This window comes from Serratia quinivorans (genome assembly GCF_052113645.1).
Classification (GTDB): domain Bacteria; phylum Pseudomonadota; class Gammaproteobacteria; order Enterobacterales; family Enterobacteriaceae; genus Serratia; species Serratia quinivorans_B.
Genome location: NZ_JBIEIU010000001.1, coordinates 944,850 through 970,683, shown reverse-complemented (window position 1 = coordinate 970,683; position 25,834 = coordinate 944,850). Strand labels below are relative to the sequence as shown.

Below are 25,834 nucleotides of genomic sequence, written 5' to 3'. Positions count from 1 at the left end.
TCCTTCTGGTAGGGACGACAGGCAGAAATGAATATCGGTGTCAGGTGCCTGCCTGAGTGATATCGGCACAGCATGATATCGGTAGTTGTGACGGAATTGGAAAATATATTGCCCATGACTCCCCCCGTTATGACGGACGAAATTCTGCACATAAAAAGGCAGCTAACACCTTTTCGGTCAATATTTTATCAATTTAGCAGTCGGTGGCGAATAATCAAACAGGATTGTAACATTTGCAAACCATTTGTGTTAAGGCTATGTTTCATATTATGGATGTTATTTTGAGCGCCAGTTGTGGCGCAGTCTACAGAGAAATCAGACCATGTGTTGAACCTATCGGCAGGCGGACGCAACGGCGTTCTCAGAGCATAATGGCGGGTGATGTATGCAAACCAATATCGCAGCAGTTGAAAATTTTGCACAGCATAATGAAGAGAGGCGAAGTAGCGCGTTCCAACGTGAAGTTGCTCACTATTTGGAACGCCATCCCTCAACGCAGTATATCGATATCCTTCTCACTGACCTGAATGGTTCCTTCCGCGGTAAACGAATTCCCGTCTCCGGACTGAAAAAATTGGAAAAAGGCTGTTACTTCCCCGCCTCGGTATTCGCTATGGATATTTTGGGCAACGTGGTGGAAGAGGCGGGCCTGGGTCAGGAACTGGGTGAGCCGGACCGCGTTTGTATGCCGGTGGCCGGCACGCTGACACCGTCGGCGGCGGACCCGGACAATATCGGTCAGGTGTTGCTGACCATGCTGGATGAAGATGGTACTCCCTTTGACGTTGAACCCCGTAATGTCCTGAATCGAGTTTGGCAGGCATTGCGCCAGCGCGGCATGTTCCCGGTGGTAGCGGTAGAGTTGGAGTTCTATCTCATTGATCGACAGCGAGACTCTGAGGGGTATTTGCAACCTCCTTGTGCGCCCGGTACCCAGGAGCGCAACATGCAGAGCCAGGTTTACTCGCTGGACAATCTGAATCATTTCGCCGAGGTGCTAAACGACATCGACACCCTGGCGCAGATGCAGGGCCTGCCGGCGGACGGCGCGGTGGCGGAGGCGTCACCCGGTCAGTTCGAGGTGAATCTTAAGCATACCGACAACGTGCTGCTGGCCTGCGATCACGCATTGTCGTTAAAACGGCTGGTGCGGTTGGTGGCGGAAAACCATCATCTCCACGCCACCTTTATGGCAAAACCCTATGAGGAATATACCGGCAGCGGCATGCACGTACATATCAGCATGTTGAACGGCAGCGGCAATAATCTGTTCGCGCAGCCGGACGGCGAAGACTCTGCGCTGTTGCACCGTGCGCTGGCTGGGATGATAGCCCTGATGCCGGCTTCAATGGCGTTATTGGCCCCCAATGTGAATGCCTTTCGTCGTTTCCAACCGGGCATGTATGTGCCTACTCAGGCTTCCTGGGGGCACAACAACCGGACCGTTGCGCTGCGCATACCCTGCAGTGAGCCGGAGAACCATCGGGTGGAATACCGCGTGGCGGGTGCCGATGCCAATCCTTACCTGGTGGTGGCGGCGATCCTGTCAGGCATTCTTTACGGGCTGGACAACGACCTGCCGCTGCCCGAGCCGGTGACCGGTAACGGGCTTGAACAGGAAGGGCTGCCGTTCCCGATCCGCCAAAGCGACGCGCTGTATGAGTTTGAGCATCAGCAAGCGCTGACGCAGTATCTGGGCGAACGTTTTGCGCATGTTTACCACGCCTGCAAGATGGATGAACTGATGCAATTTGAGCGGCTGGTGACCGAAACCGAGATTGATTGGATGTTGAAAAATGCCTGAAGCGGCGTAAAATGTGCCCTATGATTTGATGTGCGATCGAAAGATAGCGGATTAATTCACCCGTAAGGGGGATTTTCCGAACGATCGCGAAAAGAATTTGTTTAACCGGCCTTCCTGATCTTGTCATCAGGAGGGTTTTTGGTGCAAAATATCCCTAATGCAGATAGCCGACGTTTTAACGCGTCGGTTATTTTTTTTGCATTTATGTTTTACAAACTGTGCGTTTCATACACCAAGCGAGGCCGGACACCGATCCGGATAGATAAATAGTTTCGTGCGCGATCAAACAAAACTTTATGGTCGTGACTCATGAGGATAAGAAAGATGGGGCAATTTTTCACTTTAGCACCGGTGCCCGCCGGTTTCCGCTGCGGTCGCAGCGATTATGGAGCAGCCAAGGCCGCCTTGACTCGTTATCCAGCTTCCAATCCCCTTCTTTTTGAATTCAGTCGCAAGTTGCGAAGTTTCCCCGCAACCTTAAGTCTTGGCGTGTCTACACTCCGCAAGGCCGAAGGTAAGGGGGGGCTGCGTCATGTCCGATAACATCATCAACGCCGCTCCGGCTCAACGCGCACAGCTGCGTAAAACCCTGACTTTAGTTCCGGTAGTGATGATGGGCCTGGCTTATCTGCAGCCAATGACCATCTTCGATACCTTTGGCATCGTATCCGGCCTGACCGATGGTCACGTCGCGACGGCGTACGCCTTTGCTTTGCTGGCGGTGCTGTTTACCGCATTGAGCTACGGCAAGCTGGTGCGGAAATTCCCGTCCGCCGGTTCTGCCTATACCTATGCCCAGAAGGCCATCAGCCCGCACGTCGGCTTTATGGTGGGTTGGTCATCACTGCTGGACTACCTGTTCATGCCGATGATCAACATTCTGTTGGCTAAAATTTACCTGGAAGCCATCTTCCCGGGCGTGCCTTCGTGGATCTTCGTAGCGGCGCTGGTCGCGCTGATGACGATTTTCAACCTGCGTGGCATCAAGCTGGTTGCGAACCTGAACTCCATTATCGTGGTGGTGCAGGTGGCGATCATGATCGTGTTCCTGTTCCTGGTGGTGAATGGCATTTCGCATGGCGAAGGTGCCGGTACGCTGATCAGTAGCCGTCCGTTCTGGTCTGAGAATGCGCACGTGGTGCCGATGATCACCGGCGCGACCATCTTGTGCTTCTCGTTCCTGGGTTTTGACGGTATCAGCTCACTGTCTGAAGAAACCAAAGACGCGGAAAAAGTGATCCCGAAAGCCATCTTCCTGACGGCGTTGATCGGCGGCATCATCTTTATCGTGGTGTCCTACTTCGTGCAGTTGTACTTCCCGGACATTTCACGCTTTAAAGAGCCTGACGCGTCCCAGCCGGAAATCATGCTGTACGTGGCCGGTAAGTTCTTCCAGTCGGTGATCCTGGTGTTCTCTTGCGTGACCGTGCTGGCTTCAGGCATGGCGTCGCATGCCGGTGTTTCGCGCCTGATGTACGTGATGGGCCGTGACGGCGTATTCCCGGAGCGTTTCTTCGGTTATGTGCACCCAAAATGGCGCACTCCAGCGTTGAACGTGCTGTTGGTCGGCGTGATTGCGCTGTCTGCGGTATCCTTTGATCTGGTCACGGCGACGGCGTTGATTAACTTCGGTGCACTGGTGGCGTTCACCTTCGTGAACCTGTCAGTGATCTCGCAGTTCTATATCCGCGACAAGCTGAACCGTACCGTTAAAGATACCTTTAACTACCTGATCCTGCCGGTATTAGGGGCGCTAACTGTTGGCGCACTGTGGATCAATCTGGAAGCCAGCTCAATGACGCTGGGTCTGGTATGGGCGGCGATTGGTCTGATTTACCTGGCCTTCGTGACCCGCAGCTTCCGTCTGCCGGTACCACAGGCTAGCGAAGACGTAGCGTAAGCCTTAAACGGTAAGCATTAAAAAGGGCGCCTGGCGCCCTTTGTTGTTTTTGTTACCCCACCAACTCTTTGCCGTATTCAAACAGCGCTTTCAAGAGTGCGGTCTTTTCTTTGTCGCCTTCATGCAGGTTATACAACGACTCCAGTTGCAGCACATAGCTTTGTACTCGCTCGGCGCTTAATGCTTCCTGACGGTGTTGCAACCAGCGGCGTTGCTCGGCGTCATCCAGCGTATTGGGATAGTTGCGGGCACGGAAACGGAACAGCAACTCCTTCATGCGCCCATCGCTGAAGGTCAGATCCAGTGCCGGCAGGTTCTGCGGCTTGGTTTGCTGGATAATTTTCATCGCAGCCTTGTCGGCATCGCTGAAGAAACCGTCATACAACCGGGCGTCGACGTCATCAGACCCTTTAAAAGGCTCGGCTTCGGCGAACAGCGCCACCACTTTCTCACGCACCTGCGGATGCTGGCGCAGCAGTTGCAAGTTTTGCAGGCAAGCCTGGCGATCGATCCCCAGTCGCTCGGCGTTTTCCGGCAATAAGGTCTTGGCCGGTGCCAGTATCGGGCACTTGTTGATGTGCACCAGCTTGATCGGCACCGGCGATTGTCCAGGGGCCAGATCGTCCCGACGGGTATACAGCCGTTCACGCAGTTCATCGGCGCTCAGCGTCAGCAGCGGCGTCATATCGCCGGCCAAATCGCACATGATGATCGCGTTTTTGTTGTCCGGGTGCCAGGCCAGCGGCGATACCCAACTGGTGTTGCCGCGCGCTGCGCCGAACATGCCGGAAACGTGCACCAAGGGTGACATTTCCGCGATGTCGATCAGCGTGTTCAGCTTATGTTTGTTGCGGTGTTGCAGCAGGAAATCAAACAGTCGCGGTTGCGCCTGCTTGACCAATTTGGCCATGGCGATGGTGGCGTAAACGTCCGACATGGCGTCATGGGCATGCTCATGTTCGACGCCGTTGGCGCGTGTCAGGTGTTCCAGACGGAAACTGGGGAAGCCATCTTCGTTTTCTGGCCAGACGATGCCGTCCGGGCGCAGCGCATAGCAGGCGCGCATGACATCAAGCAGATCCCAACGCGAGTTACCGTTTTGCCAACTGTAGGCATAAGGATCGTAGAAGCTGCGATAGAAAATATTACGACTGACTTCGTCATCGAAACGGATATTGTTGTAACCCAGAATACAGGTGCCGGGCACGCTGAACGCCTGGTGGATCTGCCGCGCAAACTCGGCCTCGTTAACGCCTTTGGCCAGGGCCAACTGCGGCGTGATCCCGGTGATCATCACCGCTTCAGGATCGGGTAAATAGTCATCGGCCGGGGTGCAGTAGATGACCAACGGCTCTTCGATGATGTTGAAATCCATATCGGTACGCACACCGGCAAACTGCGCCGGGCGATCCATCGAGGGGCTTTTGCCGAAGGTCTCGTAGTCGTGAATGTAGAATGTGGCCGGTGCCTTGCTGCTCAAAATCGCCTCTCTCACGTGGCGCAGGGAATATCCCTCTATTGTAACGGCGAGATGTGCGATGCCAAGCAGTCGTTAGCGTTAATCGCCGAAATGCGCGGGATTACGCATTGCGGTAGTAGTTCAGGCGCAGATGAAAGTAGGGGCGTAAGTAATCGGGCACCTGTTCTTCGGCGTTGGGGCCGTCTGGAGTGGTAATGCCATAGCGTTCGTTATAAATAACGCTGAGAGCGAGTAAGTCGGTTTCAATTTTTTCACGTTCTGCTTGCGGCAAGCTATCCAGCTTTCGACCCATATTATTCTCCCTGTTATTGTAAGGGCATCATAGGATCCTTAGCCATACTTGTCCCTACCCCATTCAGGGGGGAGGATCAAGAAGTGTGCGCCCGTGCCTGCAGGGCCGGGCCTGAGGCCACAGTCCCTTGATTATGTTGAGAGTATTTGGCCGTGAATTCCTGCTGGTTTTGCAGCTGTGCATGGTCGAAGGCCCGATGGGCAGAGAAAATACTGCCAATCACCGCCAGCCAGAAAACGCTGCACAGAACCAGGATACCCAACCAGACTTTTTGGTTATAGCTCATAAAAAACTCCGGATGCTAAAAGGGAATAACATTTACCTGGGAATTAAATCAGAGTTTATATCAATGCTATGTCAACGGACGTGCTTATTATGGTTGGTTTCTTATTAATGTGTTACCAAATGCCGCTTCGGTGTTTCAAAACATTCCTTAAGATAATATTAAGAAAAGATAAGTGCGTGCCACGGAGTTTTATTTAATATCCGTTTAATTATCCCCACATACAATCAGCAGCATTCAATACCAATGTGGGTGTGCATTATGAAAACTCTGCTGTTAACCGGCGCTACCGGCTTTCTTGGTGGTGCAGTGCTTGAAAAATTACTGAAAGAAAATCAGTCAATTAACTACCTTTTATTAGTGCGGGCTGAAAATGCGCAGCAGGGGCTTGAACGTATTCGGATGAATATGGAAAAGTTTAATATTGACGCTGATTTATTTTCTAAAATCACGATGGAAAATATATTGTTGGGTGATTTAAGTGAGCCTGCTAATTTTTTAGCGGACACACGGATTAACAATGTAACGCACGTTATTAATTGTGCCGCAGTAGCGTCTTTTGGCAATAATCCTCTTATATGGAAGGTTAACGTAGAAGGCACCCTGGCCTTTGCCGAGAGAATGGCGCAGGTGTCTGGATTAAAACGTTTCCTGCACGTGGGGACCGCAATGTCTTGCGCACCGGAGCCGGGTTCACTGGTTGCGGAAAGCGGTGAATTTGAAGAAACGGCCGAGCATTTGGTGGAATATACCCGTTCCAAATCGACCATCGAACAGTTAATGCGTCAACATTGCCCGCAACTGCCGTTGGTGATTGCCCGCCCTTCCATTGTGGTGGGGCACACCCGCCTGGGTTGCCAACCTTCCAGCAGCATTTTTTGGGTGTTCAGCATGGCGCTGATGCTGCGCAAATTTATGTGTTCGCTGCAGGACAATATCGATGTGATCCCGGTCGACTACTGTGCCGATGCGATGGTGATGTTGTTGAACAGCGAGACGCTGGAGAACGACGTTTACCATATCTCGGCCGGTGAAGAGAGCAGCGTCAGCTTTGCGGATATCGATCGCGCTATTGCCGCCGCGCTGGAGAAACCCCCGCTCGGCGATCGTTATGCGCAGGTCAGTTACGAAGCCTTGCTGAAAATGCGCAAGCAGCTCAAAGATATTTTTGGGCCGTGCAACGAGCGCCTGATGCTGAAAGCGATGCGCCTGTATGGATCTTTCGCCATGCTCAACGTGCGTTTCAGCAATGATAAAATTCTTAAGTTGGGCATGCCGAAACCACCGCGTTTTACCGACTACATCGCCTGTTGCGTGCAGTCGACCCGCGGTTTATCCATTCAGCAGCAGATGGTGGTGGATTTCAAATAACAACCAGGCACCGGTCAAGGGTGCCTGACGGATCTTGCCGATTACCAGGACGAGGACGACCAGAAAACGCGGCCCAGCACCACCAGTTGGTCCTTGCGCTGCGGATAGCTCAGGTGTTCGTCCTGGTACTCTTCCCGGTTCAGCGAGCGAATAGTGACGCCGCCGTCGGGCTGCTCGATCAACACTTTCACCCGCAGCAGATTGCCGTGACGGATCGCGTAGGTTTTACCTTCGCGGATACGGGTGTCATCGGTGTTGATCCCCACCACGTCGCCGTCTTGTAGCCGGGGCTCCATGCTCGATCCTGAAATACGGATGATCCGCGCGGCATTCACCGCCACCCCCATCTTGTGCAGATAGTAGCGACGGAAAATCAGCGAAAATTCTTCGCGGTCGACGATTTCATAGCAGCCATCACCGGCAGAAAAATTGATATCCAGCAGGGGAATTTCCACAAACTCTTCCTTGTCCTGTTCGGTATCTTCCCACACCACCGGTTTCAGGCGGGCAGGTTGAAAATCCGACTCTGCCGCCACGTTATCGAACGGGCGCACCAACTCTTTTTCATGGAAAACGTCAAACCAACCCTTGGGCAGGTTCAGCCTGGCCTCGATCCGTCTGGCGAGATTATCGCCCAGGTTGCGGGAGGACTTTTCACCGCTGATTTGGCTCAACGTGGGCGAAGAGGACTCAACCAGTACCGCAAAGTCGTTCTGGTTGATACCCTGTCGGGCGTAGCTGGCCATCAGCTCGCGCAAATTATTGCGTCTTATTTCTTTGGTTTCCATGGCCGGATGATCGCATTCTTTAGCAAAAAGGTAAATATCGTTTTTGCTAAATTAAGCTTGCTTTAATTTTAGCAATTAGCTAAATATTGACGAGTGGACAAGATCCGCGAAGGAATTGTAGGGGGCTGCATGCTGCGCCCGCTTGAACCGGGGCGAATGTATTCGTCCCCTACAGTGATTGGAGCATGGGAGTTTTAACTCACAAGGAATCTACGATGTTCAGTATGGACTACAACAGCTACCGTTCGGTAGCCGGCTTCGGCCACCGGGTGCGCTTTTTGGTGTTGCATTACACCGCGCAGAATTTTGCCGACTCCGTGCAGTCACTGACCGGCAAGTCGGTCAGCGCTCATTATCTGGTGCCGGATCCTGAAGATCCTACCTATCAGGCGGCGGGTTTTAGCGGCGTGAGGATTTTCAACCTGGTCGATGAAGTTGAACGGGCCTGGCATGCAGGCACCAGCCAGTGGGGCAATCGTTCTAATCTCAACGACACGTCGATTGGCATTGAGATCGTCAATCTGGCGAGCGGCGATGGCGAAGACATCACTTTCCCGCCGTTTAACCCGCAACAAATCGCGGCGGTTACCCAGTTGGCGCAAAACATTCTGCAGCGTTATCCGGATATCTCCCCGGTTAACGTGGTGGCGCATTCCGATATCGCGCCCGGCCGCAAGAGCGATCCCGGCCCGCAATTTCCGTGGCATCAGTTATACCGTGCCGGCGTTGGCGCCTGGTATGACGAAGCGGTGAAACACCGTCACCAACATGAGTATCAGTGTCATGGCCTGCCTGCGCAGCCGGATTTACTCGCGTTGTTTGCCAGGTACGGTTACGACACCTCGGCAGCGACCGATGCGGAAGGCTATCGCCAATTGGTGCGTGCCTTTCAGCTGCATTTCCGCCCACGGCAGTATGACGGGGTGATGGACGTTGAAACCGCCGCCATTTTGCGCGCGCTGGTGGATAAATATGCCGCTTAAGGACTGAGTGCGGATGAGGGACGCCTTATCCGCCTTTTCTCCGAACCCTTTCCTCCGCTAAACTGTGTTCTTTCTCGCCACCGTTAACGGGATGCATTGTGCGCCTCGACAGAAAAATATCCTCGTTTGAACGTCTGACCTATCGTCATTACCGCATCGTGCACGGTGTCCGCATTGGGCTGGCGTTTATCCTGACTTTCTTGTTGATTCGCTTGCTCGAAGTGCCGGAGGGCACCTGGCCGCTGATTACGCTGGTGGTGGTGATGGGGCCGATTTCGTTCTGGGGCAATGTGTTGCAACGGGCGCTGCAGCGTATCGCCGGCACGGTATTTGGCGCGGCCTCGGGCCTGATTGCGCTTTATCTTGAGCTCTACTCGTTACCGCTGATGCTGGTGTGGTGCGGGGTGGTGATGTTTTTCTGTGGCTATCTGACGCTCGGCAAACGCCCTTATATGGCGCTGCTGGTCGGCATTACGCTGGCGGTAGTTTGCGGTGCGGGGGCCGGTGATATGCATACCGCTCTGTGGCGCAGCGGCGACGTCATTTTTGGTTCGCTGTTGGCGCTGCTGTTCACCAGCATTTACCCGCAGCGCGCCTACATCCTGTGGCGTATGCAGATGGCAGACTGTCTGGAAAGCGCGGGCAAAATCTACGGCGCTTACCTGTCGCCGAACATGATTGAACGGCCACGGCTGGAGCCGCAGCTGAAAGAGCTGCTCAATCAGGTGGTCAAATTGCGCGGCCTGATTGTCCCCAGCAGCAAAGAAACCCATATCCCCAAAGCGGTATTTGAAGCGGTGCAGACGCTGAGCCGCAACCTGGTTTGCACGCTGGAATTGTTGGCCGATGCTTACTGGGCCTCGCGCGAAACCCATTTTATTATGCTGAATGCTAAAACGCTGCGCAGCGCGCAATTGCTGACGTTGCGTTCGCTGGAGTCGCTGGCGGAAACGATGCGTGACGGCCCGCAGGCGCAGCAGTCGGCAGAAGCCGGGCAACTGAGCGACATCGCCGCCGAACTGAAAACCCTGATGCAGGAAGCCAGCGTCAGCCAGCACGGTGAAGCGCCAATCTTTGGCTACGTGTGGTTGAGTATGGAACTGACGCAGCAGCTGGAAGAGCTGGGCGATCTGCTCAAGGTGTGTACCGCCGGTGAGCGTGAATAGGGGGTCAGATCATGAAGCGGGCGCTTCGGGTTTTTGTCAGGACGCCAAAGTGAGTAAGATAGGGCGATGAGTGTTGTGCCCGACCGCCACAAACCTGTATCTTGGTATCATTGTGGCCGTAAGCAAATGAATCTGTGTATTACTAAAGCAAGGGTATGAAGATGGATAATGCAAATAAGCCGAGTTTCCAGGACGTTCTGGAGTTTGTGCGTATGTTCCGACGTAAAAATAAGCTGCAGCGCGAAATTATCGACAACGAGAAGAAAGTTCGTGATAACCAAAAGCGCGTGCTGCTGCTCGACAACCTGAGTGAGTACATCAAGCCGGGCATGAGCATTGAAGACGTGCAGGGCATCATTGCCAACATGCGCAGCGACTATGAAGATCGCGTTGATGATTACATCATCAAAAATGCCGATTTGTCCAAAGAACGCCGTGAGCTGTCCAAAAAGCTGAAAGCTATGGGCGAAGTGAAGTAACCGTTTTTATCGGGTCAGGCGTTCGCCTGGCCCTTTTATTTTATCATTTCCCGCCAATTCGCCATTCCCACCGCTTCAGTGGCCAGCGCCGTACACGTCAAAATCCAAGTATTTATCCTTCACCTTGTTGTAGCCGCCGTTGGCGTGACCGGAAAGTTGCGACTTGCCTGGTTGCAGATATCCCAACAAACGCGCCGATGACGGCGAATGCAGGTTAGTTTTAAAAGGTTGCCGTTGTCCAATATGTGGCTATCATCTTTCCTTTAAGCCCTTGCCGCCTTTAAAAGGATTGTCTGCCGCTATGCCCGTGAATTTTGATCTCAACGATCTTTATGCCTTCCGATCACTGGTTGAATACGGTAATTTTCGGCTAGCTGCGGAGTCTATTTGCCTTTCGCAGTCAGCACTGAGCCGCAGGATAGAGAAACTGGAATCCGCGTTGGGCATTAAGTTGTTCGACAGAACGACTCGGCGCGTCACGTTGACACTCTACGGGCAGACCTTTGCAGAGCGTTCAGATCAGCTACTGGCGAATGTTGAATTGGTATTAGCGGATATTAATAAGGTCAGTCAGGACCGCGTAGGGTTGGTCACCGTCGCCACGGTGCCCTCGGCGGCCTACTATTTCATGCCCGACGTGATCCGTCGTTTCCAGGCACGCTATCCACGGGTACGCGTTAAGCTTATCGACAGCAGTGCGGGTAATGTTATTGAAGCCGTTGCCAGTGGTCAGGCTGACTTCGGCATCTGTTTTGCGAGAAACCTGCAACCCAATATCGAATTTCTACCCTTGGTGGAAGATGTCTACGTGGCTGCTTGCAGGCGCGATCATCCCATCGCCAGTAAAAAAAACCTGACCTGGCGCGAGTTTTATCAACAGGATTATGTGGGGCTGGATAAGACGTCAGGTAACCGCAACCTGCTTGACAAGATGCTGGAACACATCATTCCCGAGCGTCCCAGTCTTTGCGAAACCCGCCATGTGACAACCATGCTGGGCATGGTTGAAGCGGGAGTCGGCATTGCCGCCGTGCCCGCTATGTCGATGCCGACGTCAGAGCATTCAGTGTTGACCCAGATACCCTTGACTGACCCGGTGGTGAAGCGCACTGTTGGGCTGATCAGGCACAGCGGACGTATGCAGTCCTACGTTGCCGCTGAGTTGGAAAAGTTGATTACTGAACAGTATCAGGCTGTTTAACCGGCAATTCAGCCTTCACGGGTCTCATTCCGGTAGCGCGAATGGTGTTTTGCGCCTCGACGGAAGACAGAAAATCCAGTAGCGCTTTGCCTTCCTGGCGTTGTTCGGCTTTAGCCGTGACCGCACCGGCAAAGCGGGTAATGTACTGTACATCTTCAGGCAATTCGCCAATAAAGGTTACGCCCGATACAGGAAGCAGTTCGCTCACTTGCTGGAAACCCAGAGCATATTTCCCTTTCGCCACCTCGGATGCCACCGGAATACGCTCAATCATATGCGCTTTTTCTTTCATTTGGTCGCCAATGCCCAGTTTGTTGAACAGTTGGCTGCTGACATAGCGGCCGCTGGCGCTGTCAGAATAAGCGATGGATTTGGCCTGCAGTAGGGTATTGCGCAAGTCCGCCTCGTTTTTGATATTGGGTTTAGGATCACCTTGTTTGACCACCATACCAATCGGTGAGTCGGCCAGCTCCACACGCGAACCCGGTTGCAGCCAATTATCCTTTTCCAGATTTTTCAGCGCATCACCCACCATAATCACCACATCGGCGTTTTCTCCGCGCGCCAGGCGCGCTGGGATCGCTTGAGGAGTCTTACCCATAGAGGGACCGGATACCAAAATGATATTGTCGCCACTCTTTGCTTCAAATTGTGGGGCCAGTTTTTCCAGTGCGGCTTTGAACCCGCCTGAAATCATGACGGTGACTTCTTTGGCCGACACTCCTGTGCTGACAGACGAAATCACCAGCGCAGCGAGGAGTGAACGATAAATTTTTTGCATGACGTAATCCCTGATTTAACGTGCGGTTTGTAGTGATAACGGACTGCGACGGTACAGATAAAGCGTCGCCAGTAATGCACATACGGCAGCAAAGCTCATCCAGTAACCGGGTGAGGCCTTATCACCGGTGTACTCGATCAGTGCGGTAGAAATAACGGGTGTAAATCCGCCAAAAATAGCGGTTGCCAGACTGTAGGCCAACGAGAAACCGGCAACCCGGACCTCTATCGGCATGATCTCCGTTAACGCCGGGATCATGGCACCGTTGTAAAGGCCGTAGAGGAAGGACAGCCACAACAGTACCGTCAGCATCATGGAAAAGCTGGGTGCTTCAGCAAGCAGGCTAAGCGCCGGATACGCAGTGGCCAGGGCCAACAACGCCATGGTAATCAGAACCGGCTTGCGGCCAAAACGGTCTGACAGGGCGCCGCCTACCGGTAGCCAGAGGAAGTTGGATATCGCCACCAGCAAGGTCACCAGCAGGCTGTCAGAGGCGCTGAGCATCAGCACTTTTTTACCGAAGGTCGGTGCATATACGGTGATCAGATAAAATGCGGTAGTGGTCATGGCGACCATTAACATGCCAGCGATGACTACCTGCCAGTTTGCTAAAAGGGTTTTAAACACGTCGCGCATCGCCAGGTGGTTGCGGCGGGCGCTGAACTCTTCGGTCTCTTCCAGTTTGCGGCGCAGGAAAAAGATGAAGGGAACAATCAGGCAGCCAAACAGGAAAGGCAGACGCCAGCCCCACTCGCGAATGGCGCTTTCTTCCATGACGGCATTCAGTGCGAAGCCCATGGCAGCGGCTACCATAATGGCCACTTGCTGGCTACCGGATTGCCAACTGGTGTAAAAGCCTTTGCGGCCTGGCGTGGCAATTTCAGCCAGGTAAACGGAAACTCCACCCAGCTCAGCACCCGCCGAGAAGCCTTGTAATAAACGGCCACCCAGCACCAACAACGGCGCCCAGAGCCCGATCGCCTGATAGGAGGGGATGAGGACAATCAGGAAAGTGCCTGCGGCCATGATCGACAGGGTAACAATCAGCCCTTTACGTCTGCCGACTTTATCAATGTACGCACCCAGCACGATGGCGCCGATAGGACGCATCAGAAAGCCCGCGCCAAAGACGGCAAAGGTCATCATCAGCGAGGCAAATTCACTGCTGGCCGGAAAGAAGGTATGGGCGATGTAGGTGGCATAAAATCCGAACAGGAAAAAATCAAATTGCTCCAGAAAGTTGCCAGAGGTCACACGCAGTATCGCGCTGGCTCTCGCCCTGATTGTCATGGGTGCGTTAGAGGGATGCATCTTAATCTCCAGTTTGTCATTGACGCTTTTACCGCATCTGTTACTGCAGACTGGATCAGGAAAATGAAGTAAATAAGCGCAATAAACTCATGGGCCGATGCGTTTGGTGCATCAATCCTTGTTAACAATTGGATGCGACCAGCTGTAACGGGCCATTAACAATTCTGCCCTGTGCAACCTTGTTCGTTGCAAGCTAAAAACTTCATGTGTGTTTTGTGACAAGCTTCATATAAGGCGAAGGGGCAGAAAAATGCTGAAGGGGGGACAAAAGGGGGACCCTCTGAACGGCTGACCTGTTTCAGTTTTGGTTAGCCGCTATCGAGCAGTACGCCGACTTCTGAAGACGCCATCCGGCGTCTTGGTTTGATGACAAACACCCGAAAAATGGGATTTTCGGATGTTTGGAGTAAATCAGAAGACATAATCCTTTGTTTTTATGAGTCTCCAGATCAGGACTTTTAATTGCGCAGGACTTTGTCAGCAGTCTGAGACGCCATCCGGCGTCTTTTTTATCGCCAAACGGTCAAATCCTCATAAACGGTCATCCTCGGTCAGGGCAGGCCGCGAGGAATTGTGACCGTTTGCAAAGCTGTCGCTGTCCTGTTGCAAGGCAAATGACGATTTAATGCAGTTCTCGCCACAGCTCCAAACTTTAACATTTCATCTTTTCTCACCTTTTTGTGACAACTGTCACGGGGCGAGAGTGGCAAAAAATACACAGGGCCGCCTTTGAGGCATTGCGCATTCCGTGAACGTCCGGCTGCGTATCCTATTTGACATCGGGAAAGAGGAATCACCACATGCTGCCAGTAGAGCGACATCGTTATATCACCGAAATTCTCAGCCAGCGCGGACGCATCCTGGTGCAGGAAGTGGCGCAGTTATGCCGTATCTCGCTGGAAACGGCGCGACGGGATTTGGCGCTGCTGGAAAAGCGTGGCGTGCTATTACGCAGCCATGGCGGTGCGGTGTTTATGGAACATTCGACGGCAGAAAAAACTTATGTACCGTCGCAGATTGAACAGGGGGAATCGTTTCGCGATCGCAGTAATCAGTCGCCGGACAGCAAAACTCGCATCGCCAAACGGGCATTGCAGCTCATTAATACCGGTGATTGCCTGCTGCTCGACAGCAGTTCCAGCAGCTGGTTTCTGGCCCGCCAGTTGCCCGACATTCAGTTGGTGGTGCTGACCAACTCGGTGCACATCATTCAGACGTTGGCAGTGAAGGCCAATGTACGCGTCATCGGGCTGGGCGGCGAATACTCGGCGAAATATGAAGATTTCGTTGGCGTGCTGGCCGAGCAAATGCTGAAAGAGTTCGTTATCAACAAACTGTTTTTCTCCTGTCATGGCATCTGCCACGAAGGCGGGATCCGTGAAAGCAACGAACATCACGCACGGCTGAAACAGCAAATGCTGCTTTCCTCCGAGCACAAGATTTTGTTGGCTGACTCCAGCAAATTCGGCCGCCGCTCTTTTGCGCGGATCTGCCACTACCGGGAAATCGACACACTTATCACAGACCATCTGGAAGATGAAGAATTCCGCCAGGAACTGGCCTGGAGCAACGTTAACGTGATTGAAGTTTCTCCGTCACCCCTACAGAAAAAAACTAAAAACAGCCGCAACGGCCCGTTAGCTGCGGCACATAACTGACCTCCCAGGAGAGTAAACATGATCAAGAAATCCGTTCTTGCCTGCTTGTTCGCGACAGCCATGTTGTCCCTGTCGGCACACGCCGCCGACAAAATCCGCATGGGCGTAGTGGTGAAAGTCGGCGGTAACGCCTGGTTCAACGCGATGGAAGCCGGGATCAAAAGTGAAGCGGCCAAACGTGGGATCGACGCGTGGCAGGTCGGGCCGACCAGCGCGGATCCGGCGTTGCAGGTGCGTGCGATTGAAGATCTGATCGCGCAAAAAGTGGATGTGATCGGCGTGGTACCTAACGACGCCCGTGTGCTGGAGCCAGTATTGAAACGTGCCCACGACGCAGGGATAAAAGTCATCGTGCATGAATCGCCGGATCAAAAATATGCCGACTGGGATTTCGAAATGGTCGATGCCACCCAGCACGGTATTAATCATATGGTCGCGCTGGCGCAGTGCATGAAAGAGAAGGGCGATTACGCAGTGTACGTCGGCAGTTTGACCGTTCCGCTGCATCAAAAATGGGCCGATGCCGCCATCAATTATCAGAAAGAGCACTACCCGGATATGCATCTGGTCGGCGATAAATTTGGCGTGGGTGAGTCACTCGATGACAGCATCCGTACCACCAACGACCTGATGTCCAAAGACGCTAACCTGAAAGGTATTCTGGCGATCGGTTCTCAGGGGCCGATTGGCGCTGGCCGCGCAGTGCTTAACCGTGGCAAAACTGACGACGTCTGCGTCTTCGGGCCGTTCAGTCCGGGTCAGGGCGCAAGTCTGGTCAAAGCCGGGGCGATCAAAGGGGGGTTTATTTGGAATCCTATGGTGGCCGGAGAAGTGTTCGTGCGCATCGCCGAGAAACTGGAGAAAGGTGAGAAAATTACCGACGGCATGACCATTGAAGGTATGGGCAAAGTGAAAGTGGATGAAGCAACCCGCACTATTCTGGGCAACGAAACCGAAAGTCTGGATAAAGCCAACCTGCCGAAACTGGTCAAAATGGGGCTGTAATCATGGCAATCTCCGAGATCGTTCAAACAGATAACGCGCCGCTGATTGATGTGCAAAACCTGTCGGTGACCTTTGGCGGACAGCGTGCGCTCAACGACATTTCCCTGCGGCTGATGCAGGGCGAAGTTCACTGCCTGGCGGGCACCAACGGCTGCGGGAAAAGTACGTTGATCAAAGTGATCTCGGGGGTTTATCAGCCGGACAACGGTTGCCAGATCACGCTCAGCTCGCCGTCGCAGGGCAGCCAGAGTTTCGGCAAGCTGTCACCAGATCAGGCACGGCAGTTTGGTGTGCAGGTGATTTATCAGGACCTGTCGCTGTTCCCGAACCTCAGCGTGTTCGAGAACATCGCCTTCGACCACAACTTACAGGGGTTGATGGGCTGGTATCGCCCGTCACGTCTGCGGGAAACCGCGCAGCGCATTCTGACTGAACTGAATTACACGCTGGATCTCGACAGCAAAGTCTCGGCATTGCCGATTGCCCAGCGTCAGCAGGTGGCGATTTGCCGCGCGTTGGTGGCCGATGCGCGCTTAGTGATTATGGATGAACCGACCGCCTCGCTGACCCGCACCGAAGTGAATCAGCTGCTGCGCACCGTGCATTATCTGAAAAGCAAAGGCATCAGCGTGGTGTTCGTCAGCCATCGCCTCGATGAGGTGCTGGAGATTTCCGACAGCGTGACGGTGATACGCGACGGCAAAAAAGTCGGCACGTTCCCGGCGTCTGAAGTCAGCAGCGAATGCCTGACCGAACTGATGACCGGCCTGAAACTAGATTACCGCCTGAAAGCCGCCAACATGAATGACGAACGCATCATGCTGGAAACCGACAAACTCACCCACGCGGGCCAGTATCACGACGTCAGTTTTAAACTGCACGCCGGAGAAGTGCTGGGGCTCTGCGGATTGCTTGGTAGCGGCCGTACTGAACTGGCGCTCAGCCTGTTTGGCATGACCAAACCGGACAGTGGAAAAATCTACCTCGACAGTAAACCGGTGCGCTTTCGCAGCCACGAAGACGCGATCAAATCCGGCGTCGGTTACGTCTCGGAAGATCGCCTGACGCTTGGCCTGGTCCAGCAACAGTCGGTCGGTGACAACACTGTGCTGGCGATCATGGATCAGTTGCGTAGCCGTTTTCACCTGATCGACGAATACCGTAAAAACAAAATCATCCAGCAGTGGATCGAAAAACTCGGCGTCAAAGTCGCCAATCCGGATCAGGCGATTTCCACGCTTTCCGGTGGCAATCAGCAAAAGATCGTCCTCGCGAAATGGGTACTGACGCAGCCCAAAATCCTGATCCTTGATTCGCCAACGGTCGGCGTCGATGTCGGCGCAAAAGCCAGCATTTATCAGTTAATTCATCAGCTGGCGGAAGAGGGGATTTCCATCCTGCTGATTTCCGATGAAGTGCCGGAAGTCTATTTCAACTGTGACCGCGTGCTGCATTTCAGTGAAGGCACGGTGGTTGGCGAATATCTGCCGGGCGCGATTACCCAGCAACAACTTGCGGAGGCGGTCAATGCTTAAGCTCAGCCGGTTACGCCCGTCCAGCAACGAAGGTTACTTAGCCTGGGTGTTGCTGGTGGTGATCGTCACCTTTTCCTTACTCACCAACCAGTTTCTGACCTTGCAGAACCTGCTGGATCTGACCGAAAGCTACGCCGTCAGCGGCATCTTTGCCCTCGGCCTGTTCGTGGTGCTGGTCACCGGCGGAATAGATATTTCGTTCGCTGCCGTGGCTTCTGTCGTGCAGTACCTGATCGCCACGCTGGCGATCCACTACGGTCTGAGCAGCCCGACCGGCAGTATTTTACTGGCGGTCGCCATCGGCACCCTGCTCGGGATGATCAACGCGATTCTGATCTACTGCCTGCGCATCGTGTCGATCATCGTCACCATCAGTATGCAGTCGCTGCTGTTTGGCATGCTGATGTGGCTGACCAACGGCACCAGTTTATACGACCTGCCGGACTGGCTGACGACGCCAATCCGCGTGCTGCCATTCAGCGTCGGCGAGCAGCATTATCAGATTGGATTGCCGGTGGTGGTGATGCTGGCAGTCGCCGGGCTGAGCTGGATCCTGCTTAACAAAACCCATCTCGGACGCCAGCTGTTTGCGGTCGGTGGTGACCAGGAATCCGCACGCCGTATCGGTATCCGCGTCGGTTTGCTGCATCTTTTTGCCTACGGATATCTCGGCGCGATGGCGGCGATTGGCGGGCTGGTGCAGGTGTATCGCGTGGGTGAAGTGGTACCGAATGCGCTGGTCGGTGGCGAGCTGGATGTGCTGGCGGCGGCAGTGCTCGGCGGTGCCAGCCTCAACGGTGGCAAAGGCAGCGTGGTCGGCACCCTGATGGGCGTGTTCCTGATTGGCGTGATGAAAAACGGCCTCAACCTGATCGGCGTTTCCAGTTACTTCATGAACATCGTCATCGGCGTGGTGATCGTCGCAGCCATCACCGTCACTCATTATAAGAAACGCAAAGAAACCGAAGTCGGCTTCGCCTGAGGAAAACCGCTATGTTCGCAAAAAGCAGAAATGTGAGTCTTAAAGCGAAGCCCGATGCGCGGCCTCGCCTGAAAATCGGCAACCTGAAGATCGACAACACCACGCTGGGATTATCGCTGTTATTGCTGGTGGTGATCATCGGTTTCAGCCTGGCTATGCCGGGGCGGTTCTTCAGTGACGCCACCTTTATGAGCGTCGCCTTCCAGTTGCCGGAACTCGGCTTACTGACGCTGGCGATGTTTATCCCGATCCTCAGCGGCGGCCTGAACCTGTGCATTATCGCCACCGCTAACCTGACCAGTTTACTGATGGCGTGGGTGTTTCTCACCTGGATGCCGCCGGATGCCAGCATGGCGATGCAGGCGGTCTGGCTGACGCTGGCGCTGGTTGGCGCAATGATTCTGGCGCTGGTGATTGGCATGTTGACCGGCGCGCTGGTGGCGTATGTCGGTGCGCATCCGATTCTGGTGACGCTGGCGACCATGACCATGGTGAATGGTGTCGGCATCTACCTGTCACGCGGTGCGGCGATCAGCGGAATGCCGGACATCGTGCGCTTTATCGGCGCGGAAACCCTGCTCGGCGTTCCGGTTCCGCTGATTATCTTCCTGCTGACTGCAGCCTTAATCGCGGTGTTTTTAGAACGCACTCGCCTCGGTAAATACATCTACATGAGCGGCAGCAACATCAACGCCACCCATTTCAGCGGCGTGAATACCCACCGCGTGCTGATCGCCATCTACGTGATTTCCAGCATGTTATGCGTGATTGCCGGACTCATCATGATGGCGCGTTTCAACTCGGCGCGCATGGGCTACGGCGACTCGTATCTGCTGCTGACGGTGCTGGCCATCATTCTTGGCGGCACCGATCCCAACGGGGGTTTCGGCAAAGTCGCGGGCGTGGTGCTCTCGCTGATTGTCCTGCAGGTGATTTCCACCGGCCTGAATCTGATGAACGTCAGCCCGCATTTCAGCCTGGCGATGTGGGGCGCGGTACTGATTGTGGTGCTGGCGCTGAAATTCTTCCGCAGCCGTTATCTGCAAAAAAGGGCGGGGCGAATGAGCGCTGCCAAAGCGCGTACGGCTCAATCTTAATTTGAAAATTGCTTCTGACTTAGGAAAACTTCATGGAATACAAAATTTCTCCGTCGCTGATGTGCATGAGCCTGATCGACATTAAACAGCAACTCGAGGTGCTGAACCGCCGCGCCGACATGCTGCACATCGACATCATGGACGGCCATTACGTTAAAAACATCACGCTGTCACCGTTCTTTATCGAGCAGATTCGACCGCATACGCCCTTGGTTCTGGACGTGCATATGATGGTGGAAAATCCGGCGGACTTTATCGAGCCGATTGCCAAAGCCGGTGCTGATTTTATCTGCCCTCACGCCGAAACCATTAACCGCGACGCGTTTCGCATCATTAATCAGATCCGCTCCCTGGGGAAAAAAGTCGGCGTAGTACTCAACCCTGCGACGCCGGTGGAGTACATCCAGCACTATATTCATCTGCTGGATAAAATTACCGTGATGACCGTGGACCCGGGTTATGCCGGTCAGCCGTTCATTCCTGAAATGCTTGGGAAAATCGCTCAGCTGCGAGACCTCAAACAGCAAAAAGGCTACCGTTATCTGATCGAAATCGACGGCTCCTGCAACCTGCGTACCTATCAGGATCTGATGGGTGCTGGCGCGGAAGTCCTGATCGTCGGCAGTTCCGGCCTGTTCACGCTGGACAGCGATCTGGATGTTGCCTGGGACAAAATGCTCGATCAGATGCGTCAGGCGCGTCACGCAGCCTGAGGGCAGGAGAGCCGTATGCCGCACTTTCTTGGAGTTGATGTCGGGGGCACCAATACCCGTTTAATGCTGATGGACAGCCAGCGCAATTTTCGCGGTTACCACAAAACCCCGACCCAAAGCTGGGCGGGACAGCCTGATCCGTTACAGGGGCTGAAAAACCTGATCACGGCATATATGCAGGAGCAAGATCCGCATCATCAGGTGTCGCAGGTGATGCTCGGAATGCCGGGTATACTTTCGCGTGACCGCCAGACCGTATTGTCGCTGCCCTTTATCTCCGCGCTGGATAACCAGCCGGTGGCGGCACTGCTTTCAGCACGTTTGCATCTACCGGTAGCGATGGATAAAGACGTTAACCATCTGATGTGGTGGGATTTAACGCAGCAGAGCGCGCTGCCGGATGTCGCCGTCGGGCTTTATCTTGGCACCGGCATGGGCAACAGTTTGTGGATCAACGGCGATTTTTACCACGGCGCGCACGGCGGTGCAGGCGAGATCGGGCACATTCCTCTGGCGGGAAATCCGCTGCTCTGCCCGTGTGGTAAAGCCGGCTGCGTCGAGACGTTGACTTCGGGTAACTGGCTGACCGGCTGGGCGCGGCAACACGCGCCGCAGACGCCGTTCGCCGAACTGTTTGTGCACCATGCCGGGCACGTCGATTTAACCGAATTTGTAGCACGACTGGCGCGCACCGTGGCCAGCGAAATGAACATTCTTGATCCCGAGTATTTAGTGTTGGGCGGCGGCGTGCTGGCGATGGAGAACTTCCCGCTGGCTGAACTCGAACAGCAATTACGCAGCCATTTACGCAGTCCGTTTCCGGCCGCCAGCCTGACAATCCATTTCAGCGCCGTCACCGACGAGACCGGGTGTCGTGGCGCCTGTTTAGCCGCACAGCGCATTTTTCCGTCGCAGCCAGCCTTGGCCGGCGGAACATTTTCCTTCAGGAGAGAGGCATGAACAAAGGCAAGGTGTGCGTATTTGGTTCTTTCAACCTCGATATCGTCGCAGGCATGGCTCGTTTCCCCAAACCGGGAGAATCCCTGATTGCCCGCAACAGCATGATGGGCGCGGGCGGCAAAGGAGCGAACCAGGCCGTAGCTGCGCTGCGAGCTGGCGCGCGGGTGCATTACATCGGCAAAGTCGGCCGCGATGATTTCGGCATGTTTGCCCGCCGGCACCTCGAGAGCGCTGGTTTTGATGCTGTCACATTGTTTTCCACCAGTGAATGCCCTACTGGCAATGCGTTGATTTATGTCGCCGGGGCCGAGGCTGAAAACATGATTGCGGTAGATCCCGGCGCAAACCTGACGGTGACCGACGAAGAAGTCGAACAGTGCCGTCCTGCGGTGGCGGCAGCAGATATCCTGCTGACCCAGTTGGAAAATAACCTGCCGGCAATCGAAAAACTGATCGCTATTGCGAAAGACAACGGAACCTACATTATCCTCAATCCTGCACCGTACCAGCCGGTTTCTGATCGTTTACTGATGCAGGTAGATTTGCTCACGCCAAACGCCACCGAATGCACGCTGCTAAGTGGTATTGAAGTCCATGACATTCCTTCCGCCCAGCGTGCTGCTCATGTGCTGCATACCAAAGGAATTCAGGCGCTGATCATTACCCTCGGCACTCGGGGCTCGCTGCTTTCGGTGAAGGGGGAAACGCAACTGATCGCCGCCTGCCAGGCCGCTCCGGTCGATACCACTGGCGCAGGTGACGCCTTCAACGGCGCACTGGCCTCACAGCTTGCTGCTGGCCTCACCCTTTCAGAGGCCGCGCAGTTTGCCTCCGCCTATGCGTCCATATGCGTCGAACGCGCAGGTGCAGCGGCTTCAATGCCGAACTATGAAGAGGCTAAGGAAAGAATGGGGAGAAGGTAGTTTAGCGGCTTCTCGCAGAGGTGATCAGCCGAGAACGATTGATATGGCAGCCAGAAAGGGTAAGCGGCTGGAATGTCTACCTGAGAGTATCATTGACGATGTACTGGCAAGATTGGCGACTATCCTGACCTGATTGGCCATTGTTTCCGGAATACACAAAAGCAAAAGGCCCGCTTAAGTTTCCTTAAGCGGGCTTTTGTAATATAGCTTCTCTGACTGAGATAACCTTCGCTATTAACTGGTTGATAATTAATCTAAAGGAGAGTTGTGTCCCTATCACGACAAACAGAATGACACCAAAAGTTGCGGGTTGCATAAGTCTGGTTTGGCGATCCTCAGCATAGGGTGATCGTTACTATGCTATTCCCTGTAAAGGAAGTGTGGCTAGAGCGAGCATCGAAAAGTCTGCCTGAAGTGGAACTATGTTCAAAGAGCTCTGACAGTCTTCTCTGTTCCAGGAGCGGACGCTGAACCCGTGAAGATTATCTGTCGCTATGGCCTTATAAACTTATCTTCCGTTGTAGCCCGACTGGGAACGGCCAGCCCAGTTTTACACCAAGTGTGCATAGTGCGATCAGTATCATTCCTGTCATCTGAATGACCCCTGGTTGATGGCCATAAAACACCCAGTCAACAATGATAGCAACCAGTGGATAGATAAAAGTCAGCACGCCAATTACCGGGGTGGTTAACTTTGGATAAGCCGAGTACATCAGGACGTAGGCGACACCGGTGTGCATGACACCTATGCCAATTAACCACCCCCACGACTCAGGAGGAACTGAACGAAACGAATCGGTAAAGGGGGCCAGCAGAATAATTCCCACTATCGTCTGGCATAATGTGGTAATTTCGGGTCGTTGCTGTCCCAGTCCTTTCCCCACTACTGTTGATATTGCGTACAGCAAGGCTGCAACCAGAGTAAGTGCGACTCCCAGAACCCAGTGAATATTAATGACACCGAAGGGAGCGATAAGCCCACTGGCCAGAATGACACCTGTAAATGCTCCTGCCATCCATAGGACCTGGTTAAGTGAGATCAGCTCCCTCAGAAACACCGCGCTAATCAGCACAACAAAGAAAGGTTGTATGTGGTAGACAATAGTTGTTGTGGCTATTGAGGTAAGTGTGAATCCGGCAAAAAAAGCTATCCAGCTAAGCACCATACAGACCCCTGCGAGGGAGGCATAAGTAAGACGTTTAAGGGAAAGAGACCTGTCCGGCAGGTAACCTCGGATGATGCACCATAAACCAAGAAAGAGAGTGCCAAAAACGCAGCGCCAGAACACTACCGAAACTGGCGAAAGTCCGGACTCCACGGCAAAAGCACCAACCGTTCCTATCATCGCCATTCCGACAGCAAGTTTAACCGCAGGTAGCTGTTTGACAGACATTTTTCTATCCCTTCCCAGATTTAAAATGAACAATGAGGCAACTATATTTTTCGTGGTTAAATTAAGCCAGTGAATAGATTTGATAGCTTCTATTCGTTATATTAATAGAGATATGGCTAATCTTTTAGATATTGATCTGCTGCGTGCCTTTGTTGCTGTTGTCGAAACGGGCAGTTTTTCCCGTGCAGGCGAACGTATCGGGAGAAGCCAGTCTGCTGTGAGTATGCAGATCAAGCGTCTTGAACAGTCCATCGGTAAACGCCTTTTACATCGAGGGACAAAGGCTGTTGTCCTCAACTCCGTTGGTGCTGATTTCCTGGTTCATGCCAGGCAAATTTTAAAACTTTCAGATGAGGCCTGGACAAGTGTGACACGCCCAGAAGAAACTGGCTGTGTTCGCCTGGGGGTGCCTGACGACTATGCCGCTTTTTTGTTACCTCCGGTGCTTGAACAATTCTCGGCGGAACATCCCCTGGTGACAGTAGAACTGATATGTGAGCCCTCTCTTTCCCTCACAAAAGCTATTGCGGATGGAAAAATTGACCTGGCTATTGTTACCCGGGTGGAGGAACAACCGGTTGAAGTAATACGAAAAGAGCCGTTTGTCTGGGTTGCATCACCAACACATGTCGCCTGGAAAAGTGATCCTGTCCCGGTAGCACTATTTGCTCCCGGGAGTGCTGCACGTACCAATGTCATTCGTGCTCTATCTGAAAACGGCTATACCTACCGGAATGCTTATTCGAGTGCCAGCTTGCTTGGTCTTGTAGCTGTTGTTCAGGCGGGGCTTGCAGTGGCCGGTCTGGCTAAGTGCAGCGTACCGCCATCCCTGTGCATTATTGGCGTCAATGAAGATCTGCCTCCACTGAACGATCTGGAAGTGAGTATCTTACGGAGGTCAGGGGAAAGTGGGCCTGCAACAGATTGTCTGTACAACTTTCTCTATCGTTCCTTAACGGACTACCGTTGATACAAGCTACCGTGTTAAGTCCCCTGGTCTCGCTGAAATAACGGAAGAATATCCCCCTAAGCGTCAGCAGTAAGTAAATCCCCCCTTTACGTCGCTATTTGGCAACACAGAGAGATGGAGGCATCATCTGGTGCCTCCATGCCGCTGACGCGGCATTCACAGCCAGCAAAGACTTAACCGTGTTGCCAGACAGCTAAATGAAAGGCCGAGAATAACGCTAGACTATGAATCACCCGCAGAGCGGTTCAATCAGTGTGTTGTATCCATCGGTTGAACTCACAGCTCATAGCACCCATCCACCAAACCAAAAGCAAAAAGCCCGCTCAGGTTTCCCTGAGCGGGCTTCTCTAATATGGCTCCTCTGACTGGACTCGAACCAGTGACATACGGATTAACAGTCCGCCGTTCTACCGACTGAACTACAGAGGAATCGTGTGAACGGGGCGAATAATAGCGGGGTGGTGCGGCTTTGTCAAAGCACTAAACTGCGAGAAAAGTGCGTTTGCTGTCGGAATGAGCATGTTGCGCTGTTTTTCGACACTCATCCTTTGTATCTGCCCTGTTTATCACCACAAAATCGCTGTCGTACGGTTGCACCGGCCATTGCACGTTTATGGTGCGCAGAACCCTGCGACGATTCGCATGCTGCCGGCGCAGCAGAAAAATTTCGTCGTGATACTGGCGCGAGATCCCCTCACAGCGCCATTTGACAGCCCTGTCCCCGCGCATTTTCCCTCTGATATGTAGGATGAATAAGC

The 25,834-nt window shown here is 53.6% G+C and carries 23 protein-coding genes, 1 tRNA gene and 1 pseudogene; 17 read left to right on the top strand and 8 right to left on the bottom strand.

What is annotated here, in order from left to right:
- Positions 1-385: 385 nt before the first annotated feature.
- A complete protein-coding gene (locus ACGS9J_RS04460) occupies positions 386-1,804 on the top strand; it encodes a glutamine synthetase family protein (protein WP_442229825.1) in 1,419 nt (472 codons plus the stop codon).
- Positions 1,805-2,336: 532 nt separating this feature from the next.
- A complete protein-coding gene (locus tag ACGS9J_RS04455; protein ID WP_442229824.1) occupies positions 2,337-3,704 on the top strand; it encodes an APC family permease in 1,368 nt (455 codons plus the stop codon).
- 52 nt (positions 3,705-3,756) lie between these two features.
- On the opposite strand, the gene sbcB is transcribed toward ACGS9J_RS04455, so the two are convergent.
- From sbcB to ACGS9J_RS04440, 3 genes are all read right to left on the bottom strand, one after another.
- The gene (sbcB, locus tag ACGS9J_RS04450; protein WP_442229823.1) at positions 3,757-5,184 is read right to left on the bottom strand and encodes an exodeoxyribonuclease I; all 1,428 of its coding nucleotides are present in this window, start codon (positions 5,182-5,184) and stop codon (positions 3,757-3,759) included.
- Between the two features lie 100 nt (positions 5,185-5,284).
- The gene (locus tag ACGS9J_RS04445) at positions 5,285-5,476 is read right to left on the bottom strand and encodes a DNA polymerase III subunit theta (protein WP_442229822.1); all 192 of its coding nucleotides are present in this window, start codon (positions 5,474-5,476) and stop codon (positions 5,285-5,287) included.
- Positions 5,477-5,552: 76 nt separating this feature from the next.
- A complete protein-coding gene (locus tag ACGS9J_RS04440) occupies positions 5,553-5,762 on the bottom strand; it encodes a hypothetical protein (protein ID WP_442229821.1) in 210 nt (69 codons plus the stop codon).
- Between the two features lie 258 nt (positions 5,763-6,020).
- Between ACGS9J_RS04440 and ACGS9J_RS04435 the strand changes: the two genes are divergently transcribed.
- Entirely contained in the window at positions 6,021-7,130 is a 1,110-nt protein-coding gene (locus ACGS9J_RS04435) for an SDR family oxidoreductase (RefSeq protein ID WP_442229820.1), read from the top strand.
- Between the two features lie 41 nt (positions 7,131-7,171).
- Here the strand turns inward: ACGS9J_RS04435 and ACGS9J_RS04430 are convergent, their stop codons facing one another.
- A complete protein-coding gene (locus tag ACGS9J_RS04430; protein ID WP_442229819.1) occupies positions 7,172-7,918 on the bottom strand; it encodes a LexA family transcriptional regulator in 747 nt (248 codons plus the stop codon).
- A gap of 215 nt (positions 7,919-8,133) precedes the next feature.
- Here ACGS9J_RS04430 and ACGS9J_RS04425 point away from each other — a divergent pair, with 215 nt between their 5' ends.
- The 4 genes from ACGS9J_RS04425 to ACGS9J_RS04410 all read left to right on the top strand — a co-directional run bounded on the left by ACGS9J_RS04425 (position 8,134) and on the right by ACGS9J_RS04410 (position 11,747).
- Complete coding sequence (locus ACGS9J_RS04425; protein ID WP_442229818.1) at positions 8,134-8,901, top strand: N-acetylmuramoyl-L-alanine amidase; 768 nt, start codon at positions 8,134-8,136, stop codon at positions 8,899-8,901.
- Between the two features lie 98 nt (positions 8,902-8,999).
- A complete protein-coding gene (locus ACGS9J_RS04420) occupies positions 9,000-10,067 on the top strand; it encodes an FUSC family protein (protein ID WP_442229817.1) in 1,068 nt (355 codons plus the stop codon).
- Positions 10,068-10,228: 161 nt separating this feature from the next.
- On the top strand, positions 10,229-10,546 hold the full coding sequence (tmaR, locus tag ACGS9J_RS04415; RefSeq protein ID WP_153859736.1) for a PTS system regulator TmaR: 318 nt from the start codon (positions 10,229-10,231) through the stop codon (positions 10,544-10,546).
- Between the two features lie 301 nt (positions 10,547-10,847).
- The gene (locus ACGS9J_RS04410) at positions 10,848-11,747 is read left to right on the top strand and encodes a LysR family transcriptional regulator (RefSeq protein WP_442229816.1); all 900 of its coding nucleotides are present in this window, start codon (positions 10,848-10,850) and stop codon (positions 11,745-11,747) included.
- Here the strand turns inward: ACGS9J_RS04410 and ACGS9J_RS04405 are convergent.
- Positions 11,722-12,528, bottom strand: coding sequence for a substrate-binding domain-containing protein (locus ACGS9J_RS04405; protein ID WP_442229815.1), 807 nt, complete (start codon positions 12,526-12,528; stop codon positions 11,722-11,724). The genes ACGS9J_RS04410 and ACGS9J_RS04405 overlap by 26 nt on opposite strands.
- Before the next feature lie 15 nt (positions 12,529-12,543).
- On the bottom strand, positions 12,544-13,839 hold the full coding sequence (locus ACGS9J_RS04400; RefSeq protein ID WP_442229814.1) for an MFS transporter: 1,296 nt from the start codon (positions 13,837-13,839) through the stop codon (positions 12,544-12,546).
- 800 nt (positions 13,840-14,639) lie between these two features.
- Between ACGS9J_RS04400 and ACGS9J_RS04395 the strand changes: the two genes are divergently transcribed.
- Genes ACGS9J_RS04395 through rbsK form a run of 8 tightly spaced genes read left to right on the top strand, consistent with a single transcriptional unit; the run spans position 14,640 to position 22,712 of the window.
- The gene (locus ACGS9J_RS04395; protein WP_442229813.1) at positions 14,640-15,497 is read left to right on the top strand and encodes a DeoR/GlpR family DNA-binding transcription regulator; all 858 of its coding nucleotides are present in this window, start codon (positions 14,640-14,642) and stop codon (positions 15,495-15,497) included.
- 18 nt (positions 15,498-15,515) lie between these two features.
- Positions 15,516-16,502, top strand: coding sequence for a substrate-binding domain-containing protein (locus tag ACGS9J_RS04390; protein ID WP_391581061.1), 987 nt, complete (start codon positions 15,516-15,518; stop codon positions 16,500-16,502).
- Positions 16,503-16,504: 2 nt separating this feature from the next.
- Positions 16,505-18,037 (top strand): sugar ABC transporter ATP-binding protein, encoded by a 1,533-nt coding sequence (locus ACGS9J_RS04385; RefSeq protein ID WP_442229812.1) that lies wholly within the window; start codon positions 16,505-16,507, stop codon positions 18,035-18,037.
- Positions 18,030-19,019: an ABC transporter permease gene (locus ACGS9J_RS04380; protein WP_442229811.1), complete on the top strand. Its 990-nt coding sequence runs from the start codon at positions 18,030-18,032 to the stop codon at positions 19,017-19,019. Before ACGS9J_RS04385 ends, ACGS9J_RS04380 begins: the two co-directional genes overlap by 8 nt.
- 11 nt (positions 19,020-19,030) lie before the next feature.
- On the top strand, positions 19,031-20,116 hold the full coding sequence (locus ACGS9J_RS04375; RefSeq protein WP_442229810.1) for an ABC transporter permease: 1,086 nt from the start codon (positions 19,031-19,033) through the stop codon (positions 20,114-20,116).
- Between the two features lie 32 nt (positions 20,117-20,148).
- Positions 20,149-20,829: a D-allulose 6-phosphate 3-epimerase gene (gene alsE / locus ACGS9J_RS04370; protein ID WP_442229809.1), complete on the top strand. Its 681-nt coding sequence runs from the start codon at positions 20,149-20,151 to the stop codon at positions 20,827-20,829.
- Positions 20,830-20,844: 15 nt separating this feature from the next.
- A complete protein-coding gene (gene alsK / locus ACGS9J_RS04365) occupies positions 20,845-21,789 on the top strand; it encodes an allose kinase (RefSeq protein WP_442229808.1) in 945 nt (314 codons plus the stop codon).
- Positions 21,786-22,712, top strand: a complete 927-nt coding sequence (rbsK, locus tag ACGS9J_RS04360; RefSeq protein WP_442229807.1) for a ribokinase — start codon at positions 21,786-21,788, stop codon at positions 22,710-22,712. Before alsK ends, rbsK begins: the two co-directional genes overlap by 4 nt.
- A 500-nt stretch (positions 22,713-23,212) precedes the next feature.
- Here rbsK and ACGS9J_RS04355 read toward each other — a convergent pair whose 3' ends face one another.
- Positions 23,213-24,106 carry a DMT family transporter gene (locus tag ACGS9J_RS04355; protein ID WP_442229806.1) on the bottom strand — a complete coding sequence of 298 codons (894 nt, stop codon included), beginning with the start codon at positions 24,104-24,106 and terminating at the stop codon, positions 23,213-23,215.
- 112 nt (positions 24,107-24,218) lie between these two features.
- Here ACGS9J_RS04355 and ACGS9J_RS04350 point away from each other — a divergent pair, with 112 nt between their 5' ends.
- Positions 24,219-25,076 carry a LysR substrate-binding domain-containing protein gene (locus ACGS9J_RS04350; RefSeq protein ID WP_442229805.1) on the top strand — a complete coding sequence of 286 codons (858 nt, stop codon included), beginning with the start codon at positions 24,219-24,221 and terminating at the stop codon, positions 25,074-25,076.
- A gap of 154 nt (positions 25,077-25,230) precedes the next feature.
- A pseudogene (locus ACGS9J_RS04345) lies at positions 25,231-25,350 on the top strand (IS30 family transposase); the annotation flags it as partial.
- Positions 25,351-25,429: 79 nt separating this feature from the next.
- Here the strand turns inward: ACGS9J_RS04345 and ACGS9J_RS04340 are convergent.
- A tRNA-Asn gene (locus ACGS9J_RS04340) sits at positions 25,430-25,505 on the bottom strand.
- Between the last annotated feature and the right edge of the window lie 329 nt (positions 25,506-25,834).